Genomic DNA, 14,655 nt, shown 5'->3' with positions numbered 1-14,655 from the left:
CGTGACCGAGCGAAGCGAGGGAACCAGTCGGCTCAGCCCCAAGTCACGTGACCGCCGAGCGGAGCGAGGTGTCACGTGACCGAGCGAAGCGAGGGAACCAGTCGGCTCAGCCCCAAGTCACGTGACCGCCGAGCGGAGCGAGGTGTCACGTGACCGAGCGAAGCGAGGGAGACGGGCCGCTGTCGGCGCGGGCGCTGAACCGGGCGCTCCTGGCCCGGCAGGGGCTGATCGACCCGTTCGACGGCCCGCTCACCGAAACCGTCGAGTCCGTCGGCGCGATCCAGGCCCAGCAGTGGACGTCGCCGCCGGTCGCGCTGTGGTCGCGGCGGCGGGACTTCACGGGCGACGAACTGTGGGCCGCGCTCGATCGGGGCGACCTGGTCACCGGCATTCTGCTGCGCCGCACCCTGCACCTGGTCAGCGCCCGCGAGCACCCCGCGTACGCGGTCGTCGCCACCGGGTCCGGTGTCGACGGGTGGCAGGGGCTCAAGGTGGCCCGTACGGCCGGCGCGGACCGGCTGCTCGGCGATCTGCTGGCGTACGCCGGGCAGTCCCGCACCGGCGACGAGCTGCACGACTTCGTCGAGGCGTGGGTCGAGGCGCATCCGGGCGGGTTGAGCGATGCCGAGGTGGCGGCGCAGCGGGCGTACCGGTGGCGGGTCCTGCGGGCCTCGCCGGCGCTGGTGCGGGTGCCGGCCGACGGGCGGTGGGCGGCCCGGACGCCGGCCGCCTACCGGGCCGCCGCGGAATCCGGCGACCTGGACCCGGACGTGGCCCACGACATGGCGGTGCGGCGGCATCTTCGGGCGTTCGGGCCGGCCGGTGCCGACGACGTCGCGTACTGGCTCGGGGTCCGGGTGCCGGTGGTGCGGGCGGCCGTCGACCGGATCGGCGCCGAGCTGGTCCGGTTCGCCGACGAGGACGGGCGGGTGCTGTACGACCTGCCCGACGCGCCCCGGCCCGGCCCGGACGGCGAGGTTCCGGTGCGGTTCCTGCCGGCGTTCGACAGCGCGTTGCTGGCGTACGCGGCGGGCCGCCGTACCCGGATCCTGCCCGACGCGTACCGGGACCGGGTCTACGTACGCGCCAACCTGCGCTGGCTGCCGACGGTGCTGGTCGACGGCTTCGTGGCGGGGGTCTGGGCGACCCGGGTCAGCCGTCGGGTGGCGACCGTCACGGTCACCCCGTTCGGCCGGCTGCCGCGCGGCACCCGGGCCGCGGTGACCGGGGTGGCCGAGCGCCTGATCCGCTTCGTCGAGCCGGCGGCGACCGACCACCAGGTGGTTGTCGAGGGATAACCGGAAGCCGTCCCGCCCCGGGCATGCCTATTCTTGGCGACGACATGCAGACTCCGCCGCCCGCCCGCTCCACGCCCGATCCGACGAGCAGTCCGACCGACCGACGGCTCCACCCGGCCGACCACACGAATCCGCCGGCCGACAGCACGCATCCGCCGGCCGACCGCCAGGATGCCCCGACCAGCCATTCTGGCGGGTTGTCCGACCTGCTGGCCCGCCTGCCCGAACTGATGCCGCGCGATCAGCACCGCCTCCAGCGGCGGGTCGACGGCATTCGGAAGATCCGCGACCGGGAGCGGCGGGCCGCCGCGCTGGTCGAGATCGCCGGCGAGGTCGACCGGGCGGAGTCGCGGCTGGCCGCCCGGCGGGCGGCGGTGCCGGCGGTCAGCTACCCGCCGCAGTTGCCGGTCAGCGACCGCCGGGACGAGATCGCCGCCGCGATCCGCGACCACCAGGTGGTGATCGTCGCCGGCGAGACCGGCTCCGGCAAGACCACCCAGCTTCCCAAGATCTGTCTGGAGCTGGGGCGGGGGGTACGCGGGCTGATCGGGCACACGCAGCCGCGCCGGCTCGCGGCGCGTACGGTCGCCGACCGGATCGCCGAGGAGCTGGGCACGCAACTCGGTGAGACGGTCGGGTTCAAGGTGCGGTTCAGCGACCGGGTCGGCGAGTCGACCATGGTCAAGCTGATGACCGACGGCATCCTGCTCACCGAGTTGCAGCACGACCGGCTGCTCCGCCAGTACGACACGTTGATCATCGACGAGGCGCACGAGCGCAGCCTCAACATCGACTTCATCCTCGGCTACCTGCGGCAACTTCTCCCCCGCCGACCCGACCTCAAGGTCGTCATCACCTCGGCGACCATCGACCCGCAGCGGTTCTCCCGGCACTTCGGCGACGCCCCGGTGATCGAGGTCAGCGGGCGGACGTACCCGGTCGAGGTCCGCTACCGGCCGCTGGTCCTCGAGACCGAGGCGGAGGAGGACGACACCGACACCGACGTCGTACGCGACCAGATCCAGGCGATCTGCGACGCGGTCGGGGAACTGTCCGCCGAGGGGCCGGGCGACATCCTGGTCTTCCTCAGCGGCGAACGGGAGATCCGCGACACCGCCGACGCGCTGAACCGCCTCGACCTGCGGAACACCGAGGTGCTGCCGCTGTACGCCCGGCTGTCGACCGCCGAGCAGCACCGGGTCTTCCAGCCGCACGGCGGCCGGCGGGTGGTGCTGGCCACCAACGTCGCCGAGACGTCGCTGACGGTGCCCGGCATCAAGTACGTCGTCGACCCCGGCACCGCCCGGATCTCCCGCTACAGCCACCGGCTGAAGGTGCAGCGGCTGCCGATCGAGCCGGTCTCGCAGGCATCGGCCAACCAGCGTAAGGGCCGCTGCGGTCGTACGTCGGACGGCATCTGCATCCGGCTCTACGACGAGCAGGACTTCCTGTCCCGGCCCGAGTTCACCGATCCGGAGATCCTGCGTACCAACCTCGCGTCGGTCATCCTCCAGATGACCTCGATCGGTCTGGGCGACCTGGCCGCGTTCCCGTTCATCGACCCGCCGGACCGCCGCAACGTCGCCGACGGGGTGGCGCTGCTGCACGAACTCGGCGCGATCGACCCGGCGCAGGACGACCCGCGCCGCCGGCTGACCGCGCTCGGCCGGCGTCTCGCCCAACTGCCGGTCGACCCGCGGCTGGCCCGGATGGTGCTCGAGGCCGACCGCAACGGCTGCGTCGCCGAGGTCATGGTGATCGCCGCCGCACTGTCCATCCAGGACCCCCGGGAACGGCCGGCGGACCAGCAGGCCCAGGCCGACCAGATGCACGCGCGGTTCGTCGACAAGGAGTCCGACTTCGCGACGTACCTCAACCTGTGGCGCTACCTGCGCGAGCAGCAGCAGGAGCGGTCGTCCAGCTCGTTCCGGCGGATGTGCAAGGCCGAACACCTCAACTACCTGCGGGTGCGGGAGTGGCAGGACATCCACTCGCAGCTGCGCCAGGTGGCCCGCACGCTCGACGTGACCGTCAACGAGCAGCCGGCCGACGCGCAGCGCGTCCACCAGTCGCTGCTCGCCGGCCTGCTGTCGCACCTCGGCGTGCGGGACGAGAAGAGCAAGCCCACCGACACCGGCCGGGGCGGGCGCAACGACTACCTCGGCGCCCGGGGCGCCAGGTTCGCCCTGTTCCCCGGATCGGCACTGTTCCGCAAACCGCCACGCTGGGTGATGGTCGCCGAGCTGGTCGAGACGTCCCGGCTGTGGGGCCGCATCGCCGCCCGCATCGAACCGGAATGGGCCGAGTCGCTCGCCGGCCACCTGGTCAAGCGCAGCTACAGCGAACCGCACTGGGAGAAGAAGCAGGCGTCGGTCGTCGCGTACGAGAAGGTGACCCTGTACGGGATACCGCTGGTCACCTCGCGCAAAATCCAGTTCGGCCGGATCGACCCGGCGCTGTCCCGGGAACTGTTCATCCGGCACGCCCTGGTCGAGGGCGACTGGCAGACCAGCCACGCGTTCTTCGCCGCCAACCGGGCGCTCCTCGGCGAGATCGAGGAACTCGAACACCGGGCCCGCCGCCGCGACATCCTCGTCGACGACCAGACCCTCTTCGACTTCTACGACCAGCGGATTCCGGCCGACGTCGTCTCCGGCCGGCACTTCGACACCTGGTGGAAGCGGGTTCGCCGGGAGAAGCCGGAACTGCTCACCTTCGACCGGGAGATGCTGGTCAACGCCGGCCGGGGCGGCGTCGACCCGGCCGACTATCCGGACGTGTGGCGTTCCGACGGCTTCCAGTTGCCACTGAAATACGAGTTCGAGCCCGGCAAGCCGACCGACGGCGTCACCGTCGACATCCCGCTGCCGGTACTCAACCAGGTCCGGGCCGACGACTTCGACTGGCAGGTGCCCGGCCTGCGCGAGGAACTCGTCGTCGCGCTGATCCGCTCGCTGCCGAAGGCCACCCGGCGCAACTTCGTACCGGTGCCCGACTACGCGCGGGCGGTGCTGGCCCGGATCACCCCCGGCCAGGAGCCGCTGCTCGACGCGGTCACCCGTGAGCTACGCCGGATGACCGGGGTCACCGTCGCCCCGCAGGAGTGGGACCGGTCCCGCATCCCCGACCACCTGCGGGTCACCTACCGGGTGCTCGGCGACGACGACCGGCCGGTCGCCGAGGGCAAGAGCCTGCCGGCGCTGCAACAGCAGCTCAAGACCGAGGTACGCCAGACCGTCGCCGCCGCGGCGGGCGACATCGAACGGTCCGGGCTGACCGACTGGGCCGACCTCGGCACGATCCCGTCCACTGTGGAGCAGGTACGCGCCGGCTACCTGGTCACCGCCTACCCGGCCCTGGTCGACGAGGGCGACACCGTCGCCCTGCGGGTCTTCGAGACCGAGCTGGAGCAGCGGACCGCGATGCGCGCCGGCACCCGCAGGCTGCTGCGGCTCACCGTCGCCTCCCCGGTCAAGTTCCTCCAGGGCCGGCTGTCCAACGAGGCCAAGCTCGCCCTGAGCCGCAACCCGCACCGCAGCGTCGTCGACCTGATCGACGACGCCGCCGGTGCCGCCGTCGACCACCTCGTCGACGCCGCCGGCGGCCCCGCCTGGGACGCCGCCGGGTTCGCGGCGCTCCGTGACCGGGTACGCGCCGACCTCGTCGACACCGTCGTCGAGGTGATCGGCCGTACCCAGAAGGTGCTGAGCACCGCCTACGCCGTCGAGCAGCGGTTGGGGCGTACGTCCAGCCTCACCCTGGTCGCCGCGCTGGCCGACATCCGGGCGCAGTTGTCGGCGCTGGTCCACCGGGGCTTCATCACCGACACCGGCTACGCGCGGCTGGCCGCCCTGCCCCGCTACCTGACGGCGATCGAGCGACGGCTGGACCGGCTGTCCCAGAACCCGCAACGCGACCGGGAGCAGCAGGCCCGCATCGACCAGGTGCGCAAGGAGTACGACGAGATGCTGGCCGCCCTGCCGCCGAGCCGCCGGGCCGACGCCGACGTACGCGACATCCGCTGGATGATCGAGGAACTGCGGGTGAACGTGTTCGCGCAGGCGCTCGGCACCCCTTACCCGGTGTCGGAGCAGCGCATCTACCGCGCGATGGACCAGGCCGAGGGCCGCTGACCGGCACGCGAAGTCTGCGCGGTCAGCGACGTGGCCGACGTGGGTTCTCCGTCTGTTCGTCGCCTTCCGGCAGATCGGCGGAGAACGTTTCCACTTCGCCTCGGGCAATGTCGACGAGTTTCCGGCCGAGGGAATCGACATCCTCTCTGGCACAGCCGGTCCGGATGAAGAATTCCGCCCGGGACAAGCCAACCGTGGCCTCGGTGAGGCAGGCGGCCAATCGCATCGCCTCATCATTGTCGAGCACAATCTCGATCCGGTTCGCATTGCGCTCAGCACGCACGTCGATCACCTAGGCTTTCCGCTGATTGAAATCGTCTGAGGATTCCCTGAAAGCTGTCATCGCCATCCGCTTCCACGGTCTCAGCGGAAACATCGCCGGCGCCACCTCCCGATTGCGGGTCGTCCGGCGGGACAGGACTGTCGGCCGGCTCGTCGAGGCCACGTGACATGCGATGGATACGCTCGCCCATACGTTTCCCCATGTGAACCCAGGCCGGATTCGCAACACCGGGCCCGAGGTGTCGCAACCCGTTCGACCGTCATGCGGCGGCTCCGAGGTATCCGGCGGGCCAGGTGCAGCGCGGGAAGCGCTGCAGGGCGGCATCGACGCGCTCGTTCCAGTCGGGGTCGGTGTGACGCGCCCCGATGGCGGCGACCAACGCGGGCGGGTCGTCGTTGCCGAACACCGTCGTCCGGCGCCGGGCCCCGTCGCGCTGGTCGGCGGCGAACCAGCCCCGCACGACCGCCAGTTGGTCGGCGCTGGCCGCGTACGGGATCCGGGCCTGGTAGGTGGTGTTCCACCCGGCCGTACGAGGGTGGGCCGGCGCCGCCGGGTCGGCGCGTACGGCCTCGGTGAGTTCGTCGAGGACGAGCGCCCACCGGTACGGCGCGGCCAACCACCCGGGTTCCTCGTCGGCGCAGCGGACGGTGCGGCCGGGCAGTCCCGGCAGGGTGGCCAGCACGTGCGCGGCGAGGTCGTCCGGGGTGCAGCCGAGGACGGGGGCGCGGGCGGCCACGGCGCGGTCGACGGCGTGTGACAGGGCGCAGTGCCGCAGCCGGGCCGGCAGTGCCTCGACCTCCGCCATCAGGTCGCCGTCGGGCAGCGGGCTGCCCCAGCCGGTCAGGTGTCCCAGGACGCCGAGTTCGGCCCAGACGACGAGCAGCGGCCGGTCCTCGAGAAGGTGTTCGGCGTGCCGCATCTGGCGCAGGTCGCAGGGCCGGGCGCGGCAGTCGGTGCCGCAGGTGACGCTGCGCCGGCCGATCAGGGTGTCGACGGGTGCGGTGCGCACGGCGGCGGCTTCCCGGTCGGTGCCGTCGGGGACGGTCACCAGCAGCGGATGGTCCATCCCGTCGGTGAACACCGCGCCGGTGCCGGGCCGGAGCGTGACCAGGTATGCCGACTGCGCCTCGGTCAGGTTGACGGTGGCGCCGACGGCGTCCCGGTCGTCGCGGGCCGGCAGCCGGTGGATGACCTTGACCGCGGTGTTCTTGATGACGTCCGGGGCGATCTTGGCGGGAATCTGTTCGGCGATCACCAGGCCCTCGCCGTACGCCCGGATCTCGGCGAGCAGCGACGCGAACAGTTCGACGGCATGGGCGGCCGGCCCCGGACGTTCGCTGCGGCGCAGCAGCCGGTGTGCCTCCTCGAAGACGCTCAGGTGCCGCAGCCCGGCGCGCGCGGGTGCCGGGTCGCGCCGCTGGGCGACCCGCAGGTGTTCGACGAGCCGGATGAGCAGGGCACCCATCAGGAACGCCTTGTCGCGGTCGTCGCCGACGTCCTCGATCTCGAACACGACCCGGGCGGCGAGCAGCCGGTCGAGGTCGAGCGGGTGGCCGCCCTCGAAGAACCGGCCGGTCGTGCCGAGCCGCAGGCTGGCCAGCCTGACCCGGACGAATCCGCGGACGTTGTCGCTGATCTCCGGGCCGTACCCGATCTCGGCCACCACCTGTTCGGCGGTCCGTTGGAGGTCGGTGAGGGTGGGGTGGCGGGGCCGGCGGCCGGCGGTGCGGGCGGCGCCGAGCGGCAGGTCCCAGCCCTGCTCGGTGTAGCAGCGGTGCAGCGCGGCGGCCAGCACCTGCGGGAACGGTTCGTCGGCCTCGAACGCCGCCAGGAACAGCGCGCGGACCAGGTCGAGATGGGTCTGGAGCGGGAACCCGGCGGCGGGTTCGAGCGGGTTGAGGCCGACGGGCGGGGCGTCGGGGTCACCGGGCCGGACGGCGACGACCCGGCCCGGACCGAGCCGGGCGGCCATCGAGCGGTATTCGGCCTTGGCCGGTTCGACGACCAGCCACGGCAGGCCGGCGGCGGTGGCACCGTCGAGCAGGTGCCGGATGGTCTGCGACTTGCCGGCGCCGGTCGCCCCGCAGACGAAGGTGTGCCGGTTGAGGCTCGCGCCCGGCAACCGGAGCCGGCCGGCGGGCGCTCCGTCACGGTCCAGGATCTCGCCGATGTCGATGCCGCCGGGGTCCGCGGCCTCGGGGGTGACGTCAAAGGTCGGCCTGGGTACGACCCGCAGACCGGGCACCTCCACCGCGGGTGGCCGGGCGAGCGCGGCGACCAGCAGCGAACCGGCCAGCAGCGGTTCGCCTCCGGGGCCGTCGGCGGCCGGGTCGAGCGGGCCGGCCGGATCGACCGGGGCTGGGTCGGGGACGAACGCGTACGGCAGTCCGGTCAGGTCGGCGCCGGCGCAGAGCAGACCCGCGACGGCCGTGGCGGCGGCCGGGTCGGGGCCGCCGGCGAACAGCCGTACCCGCCAGAGGCCGGTCGCCTCGGCGGCGCGCAACTCGCGGTGCCGGTGTTCCAGCCGGACGGCGCGTACCGCGTGCTCCGGTGACGAGGCGCGGGCCCGGGCGTCGCGTTCGGCGGCGGCGACCCGGTCGGCCTCGCGGCGGATGTCGGCGGGCGGGACCGGTACGGCGACCAGCAGCCAGGCGAAGGGGCGGTGCCAGGCGCCGAGCAGCCCGTCGGCGAGATCGGGGCGCCGCGCGGCCGGCTCCGGTGTCGGCTGGTCGACGAGGAGGCCGTCGACCACGCCGCGCAGTTCGGCCCAGGCGGGCAGGGCGCCGAGGAGCCCCGCCACGTCGGCGGCGGGACAGGGCTCGCCGCGGCTGCCGGGCGGGAAGCTCAACGGCACGGCCCGCCCGGCGGCGGCACCGCGCGGTGCCGGTGGCGCGTCGCGCGGTCGCGGGACCGGTGCCGTCGGTGCGGTCGAGGCGGTGGTCAGCACGGTGACCGGGCCGCCTTGCGCTGTCCGGCACCAGCCGAAGACCAGCGGTGGGGCCGGGGCGTGGACGCCGAGGTGGTAGGCGGAGACGACCGCCGCGTGCCGCCGGGGCCGGTCCGGGTCGTTGCCGGCGCGGTCCGGGTCACCGGGCGGTGGTGGGGCCGGCGCGAACACCTCGACGACGCGGCACAGGTCGGCGGGCGCGACGACGGGCGCGGACACGGTGGTCACGATGGCGGCCGTTGGCGCGGCGGCCGGGCCGGCGGCGCCGCGGTGAGCGGCAGCGGGGACGCCGCGGGTAACGGGGCGGCGGCGGTCGGGCCCCCGACGGCCGGTCCCGTGACCTCCGGCGGGGACGGCAGCGGGCCCATGCCGACCCGGGGCAGGGTGACGAGGTCCGGGTTGCACTCGGTCGGGACCACGGTGGCGCCGTCGTCGTCGCGGCGGACCAGGATCAGCGCGTAGTCGGGCAACTCCTGGAAGGTCCGCGGTTCGACGGCGTACTCGTAGACCCGCTGCCGGCTCTCGGCGTCGCTCCAGTTGGTGCCGTCGGCGAGGCTGCGGGTGCGGCTCCAGTTCCGGGTGACGCTCCAGTTGGCGCTCTCGCTCAGGTTCCAGCCCCGGTTGCGGCTCCAGGTGGTCGGCGTGGATCCGCGACCGCCGCCGCGGCCGGTGCCGTCCGACGTCCCCCACCCGGTGCCGTGCCCCTCGGTCTCGCTCGCGCCCTCGGTGTCGGCGACCGTGTGCGTCTCGTTGCCGCCCAGGGTCCGGGTCAGCTGGGAGAGCACGAACCGGTGTTCCCGGCCGACGAAGTCGGCGGCGTGCCGGGCCTCCTCGTGGTTGCCGAGCCGCATGAAGCCGACCGTGCCGGCGCCGATCGCCTGCACCACCGGGCCGCGCAGGTGGCGGTGGAGCAGGACCAGCCGTACGCCGCGTCGCTCGCAGAGGTCGCCCAGCCGCTCGACGTGCCGGGCGGGCAGGTCGTCGGCACCGGCGACGACGAGGCTGCCCGGTCGGGCCGGCCCGTGGGCGATCCGCCGGATCAGCCACTGCACGACGAGGTCGTCGAGCAGTTCGGCACGTACGGTGCGACCGCCGGTCGCCAGGGCCAGGCAGGTCAGGGCGGCGGCCGGGCGGGCGTCGCGCCGGGTGCCGAGCGGGGCCAGCGGTTCGACGAACGACTCCAGCCGGCTCAGGTGCTGGTGCGCGTGCCGGCGGTAGTCGTCGCCGAAGAGCCGGTCGGCGACGTGCCGGCGCTCCTCGGGGGTCAGCTCGGGGGTGTCGCCCGGTTCGTTCATGAGGACCCGGAGCGCGGCGGCGAGCCTGGCCATCGAGATGTGCTCGCCGAGCGCCGCGCAGACGGCGGTCAGGATCCGGTCGTCCATCAACCGGCCGGCCAGCTCGGTCGACGGTTGTCCGGAGTGGATCGACTCCACCAGTGAGTCGACGAGCTGGCGGGGAGTGAGCCCGACGAGCAGGTCGCTGTCGGCCAGTTCGTCGGGGAGCAGCAGCAGATCGACGGTCAGCCCGTTGGCGGCGGCGACCCGCAGCAGTTCCCGGCTGACCGCCTCACCGGACAGGTCGACCATGACCATGGGGCCCCGGGTGGCCAGCAGCGACGTACCGCAGACGGTCAGCAGGGCCTCCCAGCCCCACAGGTTGCCGCCCACGACGTCGACCCGGCGGGCGTCCGGTCCCGGCGACACGGTGCCCCATTCCGGCAACGCGTCGACCCGGTCGGTCTCCTGCCGTTCGAACGTGGCCTTGCGGGCCGCCCATTCGGCCTCGGCCCGCTCGTGCCGCTGACGCAGTTCGTCGGCGGTGCGGACGGCCCGGCCGCGCAGTACGCCGTACCGGACGAGGACGCCGGCGGCGGCGCCCAACCCGGCGAGCAGCGACACCGTGCCGAGTGTGCGGAACAGGTCGCCGGCCATCGAGCCGACACACGCCAGAATGGTGGCGGCCGCCGTCCCGGAGCCGGCGGTGACGAACAGGTTCCGGGGCAGCCGCGCTCGGGCGACCACCACTTTGGCCGAGAGATCGACCCGAGGTGGCGGTGGCAGGGGGAGCCTTTCGGGAAAGGGCCGCCGCTGCGTGTTCCGGTCCCGGAAGACCCAGCCGAGACGCTCTCCGGCGGTCAGGAGGGTGGTGGTTTCGTCACCGGGCGACGGCGCTGCCACCGGCACTGTTTCCCATGATCGACACCCCGTCATCGAATGCATGAGCTTCAATTGAAAGAGGTCATGCTAGACCGATTCGCAAGCTCTCCACCAGGGACGTTTCATTGTTGCCGCAAGGGCGACGCCCGCGAAGCCCAGTTATTACGCCACGATCGGGTGATATGACCAAGGGTGCCACTTTGAGCACGTCGCCAGATGGCGCGAACCGTCCTCAGTGGTCGCGGCGCCCCTGCCTGACGGCGGCCCAGCCGCCGGCGACCCAGCCGTCGGCGGCTCAGCCGTCGGCGGCTCAGCTCACGGCGGCGCGGACGAGCGCGGCGGCCCCGCCCAGCGACGCCTTCTCGGCGGCGCTCAGCGTGGGATCGCCGGCCCGCATCGCGACCGCCGTACGAGGTGTCCTTGAGCGGGCCGATGCGGGGGATGCCGGACCGAAGTCCTTCATGCCGAAGAACTGCGATTCGATGTCGCCGCGTTCGACGACGAGGTAGGGGTAGGGCGCCTTCTGGAGGTAGGTCACCTCGAAGCCGAGCGCGTTGTAGAAGTCGGACACCGGGCTGATCTGGGCGCAGGTGAGCAGCGGGATGGTCTTCTCGGCCATGCGGCGACGGTAGACCGGATCGGTGCCCATACGCCTATGGAAAGTTCGGGGCGGCGCCGGACCGGCGGGACGGTGCGGGGCGGCCGCGGTCGCTAGGTTGTCGGCATGGCGGGTGAAGCGGCACGGACGCGCCGGTCGTGGCTCCTGGTCGGGCTGCCGGCGGTGGCCGTCGCCGCCGGGGCGCTCGCGGTGGGCCTGCCGGTGCTGCGTGGCCTGGGAGTGACCGGGAACGACCCGCCGGTGGTCGTCGAGCGGTCGGCTTTCGCCGTCGTGTGCGAGGTCAGCCGGCCCGACGACTGCGAGCGGCGGACGCGGCTGCACGCCGACCGGCGGCCGGTGCCCCTGCCGGAGCACATGCGGGCGCTGACCGACTGGCAGCGGGTCGTCCTGCCCGCCCCGTCCGGCGGCGTGGTCACCGTCGACGAGGTACGGGCGGCGATCGTCGCGGCCGGGCACCCCGATCCGGTGGTCCAGATCGCGCTGGCCGACGACCCGGCACCGCCCGGCACGGTCCTGTTCGCGGTGCCGGTGTACGAGACCTGCGTGATCGGTCACCTCGGTGGTGGATCACACGACCTTCAGGTGGTCGGCCGGCTGCCCGACGGCCGCTGCCTGGCCGGCTGAGTCGGGCGGGCCGACACGCCGGGGCGGGCCGCCCGAGCCGGGCGCACCAGTACGCCGGGAAGGGCGGGCCGCCCGAACCGGGCGGGCCGGGTGCCGCCGGGAGGCGGGCCGCCCGAGCCGGGCCGGCCGAGTGCCGCCGGCGCCGGCGCCGGCGCCGGCGCTCCCACGCGACCTCGGCGACCCGCCGGCCACGGGAGACTTTTCAGCACTTATCGCCGTGGCGGACCGAGGGCGACGGACAGAGACCGGTTGATCTGGGCGGGAGAGACCTTATCCACGCGTGGTGAGGTCTCTCCCGCCCAGATCAACGAGGACCGCCCACGACGCTCCGGCAGAGGAGCGTCCGTCGACCGTGCGCCGGGATGGGCGGACCGGTCGGATGGCGATCCGGCGCCTGGCCGTCGGCGCTGGTCGACCCTCATCGCCCGGCAGATTTCGGGATCGTTTCGGACCACCCCCTTGCCTGAGTTGATCGAGACCTTCTAGGGTCCGAGAAAGCGCTTGCCGCAACAGTTGCAGCCGGCCGGCGAGCCGTTTCGCCGGAGGTGGTCCGTGCGCCCGTACCCGCAGATCATGGTCGCCGGGACGGCGGGTGCCGCGCGATGAGCGCCAGCCCCACGACCGCCCCGCGGCGGTGGACCGACGCGGCCGGCGCCTGGCTCGGCCTCGGCGCCGCCCCCGCCGCGCTGATCATGGGCGCCGGGATGGCCGACCGCAACGGCGGCGCGCTCCCCCTGGTCGCCGTACTCTGCGGTGCGGTGCTGATGGCGCTGCTGCTCTTCGGGCAGGGCGCGCTGGGCGTACGTCCCCCGTACGGCGAGGGCGCGACGCTGACCGAGGTGGCCCCGCGCTACCTGCACCCGTCGAGCCGTCCGCTGATCGGCCTGGTCCTCGGCATCGCCATGATCGGCTGGAACGGGTTCAACGTCGGACTGGGCGGCGCCTCCCTGGCCGCCGTGACCGGGCTGCCCGGCCCGGTCGCCGCGCTGCTGCTGGCCGCCACCGTGATCGCCGCGTCGTTCGCCTCGCCCCGGCTCGGCAACCGGATCGCGGTGCTCACCACGCTGTCGGCGCTCGCCCTGGTCGCGCTCTGCCTGATCCGGTTGCGCCCGGACTCGTCGCCGGTCACCGCCGGGGTCGGGGGCCTCGGCATGGCCGCCGACGTCGCCGCGATGTGCGGGTACGCCGCCGTCTTCGCCCTGCGTGCCCCCGACTTCAGCCGTGACCTGGCGGGCCGGCGCGACCTGCTGTGGTGCGTGGGGCTGCTGGTCGTACCGGCGGCGCTGCTCGTCGTGGCCGGTGCCGGGGTGTGGCTGCGTACCGGCTCGGCCGACGTGGTCGCGGTGCTGGGCGGCACCGCGGGAATCGCCGCGTACGGGAACCTGTTCGTCACCGCCGGCATCTTCGCGCCGTCGCTGACCACGACGTTCTCCGGGGCGCTGGCCCTGCGCGGGGTGTGGCCGAGGTTGTCGACGGCCGTCGCGACGCTGCTGGTGGCGGTGCCCGGCGCGGCGCTGGCCGCGATGCGGTTCGACCGGCTGATGCTGCCCTGGCTCACGGTGCTGGCGGCCGCACTGCCGCCCCTGGTCGTGCCGATGGCCGTCGAGGCGTTCCGGCGCCGGCGCGGGCGGGTGCCGCGGACCGTACCGGTGTGGACCTGGCTGCCGGCGGGTGCCGTCGCCGTCACGCTCACCGTCGTGGGCACGCCCGTCGCGGCCCTGGTCGGCCTGCTGCTGGCGGCGCTGGCCACCGCCGGTCACCTGCGGCGCCGACCGCCGGGTACGGGTACGACCGACGGACGCCTTTCGCGCTGACCGACGGAAGTTTTCGGCATCGGGGTCGAACTATGGACTGGTATCGACGAAAGCCGTAACCTCTGCGCAACAGCGCCCGCCTCGAGGAGCCGTGCATGTCGCCGAGAACCGGCCCGCCGTCGTACACCCGGAACCGGACCGGTGGCGGACGCCCCGGGTGGCGGACGGCGCTGGTCCTGCTGCTGTCGGTCGTCCTGGCCGGGCTCGTCGGCGGTGCGATCGGCTATTCGATCGCCGCTCCGGACGCGACCGAGTCGGCGGTGGAGCGGATCCGGGCCGAGGAGGCCCGGCGGGACGTCGCCCAGATCACCGCGCTGACCGCGCAGGCCCGGACCACCCGGGCCGAGTTGGAGACCCTGCTGGGCGAACTCGACCCGGCCCTGGCCGCCGGCGCGCCACCGGCCGACGCCGACCGGGTGGCCCGCTGGCAGGCGACCATGCGGACCGCCGTCGAGCGGCACGCCGAGACCCCGTCGGGTACGACCGCGACCAACGTGGCCCGCGGCGCGCTGCGCGGCGCCGTCGACGGCTTCGCGACCGCGGTCGACCTCTACGCCGCCGCGCTGCCGTTGCCGGCGGCCGACCGGGCCACGCTGCTGACGGTCGTGCAGCGCCAGCGGGCCGACGCGGCGACGGCCTGGTCGGTGGCGGCGGCGCAGCTCGACCAGATCAACATCGACGCCGGCAACGGGCACCAGCACGTCTACCTCGGCGGGCACGCCGGCGAGGGCGCGTTCACCCCCGACGGCGCACCGGAGGGCCACTCCGACGACTGAGGCCG

At 73.7% G+C, this 14,655-nt stretch carries 9 protein-coding genes; 5 read left to right on the top strand and 4 right to left on the bottom strand.

Features of this window, described 5'->3' with window-relative positions; translation table 11 throughout:
- Positions 1-149 precede the first annotated feature (149 nt).
- Both AB0M79_RS17320 and hrpA read left to right on the top strand, forming a co-directional pair.
- Positions 150-1,298 (top strand): winged helix DNA-binding domain-containing protein, encoded by a 1,149-nt coding sequence (locus tag AB0M79_RS17320; RefSeq protein ID WP_364214150.1) that lies wholly within the window; start codon positions 150-152, stop codon positions 1,296-1,298.
- A 44-nt stretch (positions 1,299-1,342) separates the two neighbouring features.
- A complete protein-coding gene (gene hrpA, locus AB0M79_RS17315; protein ID WP_364214147.1) occupies positions 1,343-5,431 on the top strand; it encodes an ATP-dependent RNA helicase HrpA in 4,089 nt (1,362 codons plus the stop codon).
- 22 nt (positions 5,432-5,453) lie between these two features.
- Here the strand turns inward: hrpA and AB0M79_RS17310 are convergent, their stop codons facing one another.
- The 4 genes from AB0M79_RS17310 to AB0M79_RS17295 form a co-directional block, all read right to left on the bottom strand.
- Positions 5,454-5,723 (bottom strand): hypothetical protein, encoded by a 270-nt coding sequence (locus AB0M79_RS17310; protein ID WP_364214144.1) that lies wholly within the window; start codon positions 5,721-5,723, stop codon positions 5,454-5,456.
- A gap of 250 nt (positions 5,724-5,973) precedes the next feature.
- Positions 5,974-8,880, bottom strand: a complete 2,907-nt coding sequence (locus AB0M79_RS17305; RefSeq protein WP_364214141.1) for a DUF87 domain-containing protein — start codon at positions 8,878-8,880, stop codon at positions 5,974-5,976.
- 5 nt (positions 8,881-8,885) lie between these two features.
- Positions 8,886-10,682 carry a hypothetical protein gene (locus AB0M79_RS17300; protein ID WP_364214138.1) on the bottom strand — a complete coding sequence of 599 codons (1,797 nt, stop codon included), beginning with the start codon at positions 10,680-10,682 and terminating at the stop codon, positions 8,886-8,888.
- 445 nt (positions 10,683-11,127) lie between these two features.
- A complete protein-coding gene (locus AB0M79_RS17295) occupies positions 11,128-11,436 on the bottom strand; it encodes a hypothetical protein (protein ID WP_364214135.1) in 309 nt (102 codons plus the stop codon).
- Positions 11,437-11,541: 105 nt separating this feature from the next.
- On the opposite strand from AB0M79_RS17295, the gene AB0M79_RS17290 reads away from it, so the two are divergent.
- From AB0M79_RS17290 to AB0M79_RS17280, 3 genes are all read left to right on the top strand, one after another.
- Positions 11,542-12,060, top strand: a complete 519-nt coding sequence (locus tag AB0M79_RS17290; protein ID WP_364214132.1) for a hypothetical protein — start codon at positions 11,542-11,544, stop codon at positions 12,058-12,060.
- Between the two features lie 602 nt (positions 12,061-12,662).
- Positions 12,663-13,874 carry a hypothetical protein gene (locus AB0M79_RS17285; protein WP_364214130.1) on the top strand — a complete coding sequence of 404 codons (1,212 nt, stop codon included), beginning with the start codon at positions 12,663-12,665 and terminating at the stop codon, positions 13,872-13,874.
- 95 nt (positions 13,875-13,969) lie between these two features.
- The gene (locus AB0M79_RS17280; protein ID WP_364214127.1) at positions 13,970-14,650 is read left to right on the top strand and encodes a hypothetical protein; all 681 of its coding nucleotides are present in this window, start codon (positions 13,970-13,972) and stop codon (positions 14,648-14,650) included.
- Positions 14,651-14,655: the final 5 nt, after the last annotated feature.

This window comes from Polymorphospora sp. NPDC051019 (assembly GCF_040683055.1).
In the GTDB taxonomy this organism is placed as follows: domain Bacteria; phylum Actinomycetota; class Actinomycetes; order Mycobacteriales; family Micromonosporaceae; genus Polymorphospora; species Polymorphospora lycopeni.
Note: the sequence above shows the minus strand (reverse complement) of the source record. Positions and strands in the feature narration are given on the sequence as shown.

Coding starts and splice junctions, on each gene's coding strand:
- AB0M79_RS17280 (WP_364214127.1), top strand. CDS start 13,970: ATGTCGCCGAGAACCGGCCCGCCGTCGTACACCCGGAACCGGACCGGT.
- hrpA (WP_364214147.1), top strand. CDS start 1,343: ATGCAGACTCCGCCGCCCGCCCGCTCCACGCCCGATCCGACGAGCAGT.
- AB0M79_RS17295 (WP_364214135.1), bottom strand. CDS start 11,436: ATGGCCGAGAAGACCATCCCGCTGCTCACCTGCGCCCAGATCAGCCCG.
- AB0M79_RS17290 (WP_364214132.1), top strand. CDS start 11,542: ATGGCGGGTGAAGCGGCACGGACGCGCCGGTCGTGGCTCCTGGTCGGG.
- AB0M79_RS17285 (WP_364214130.1), top strand. CDS start 12,663: ATGAGCGCCAGCCCCACGACCGCCCCGCGGCGGTGGACCGACGCGGCC.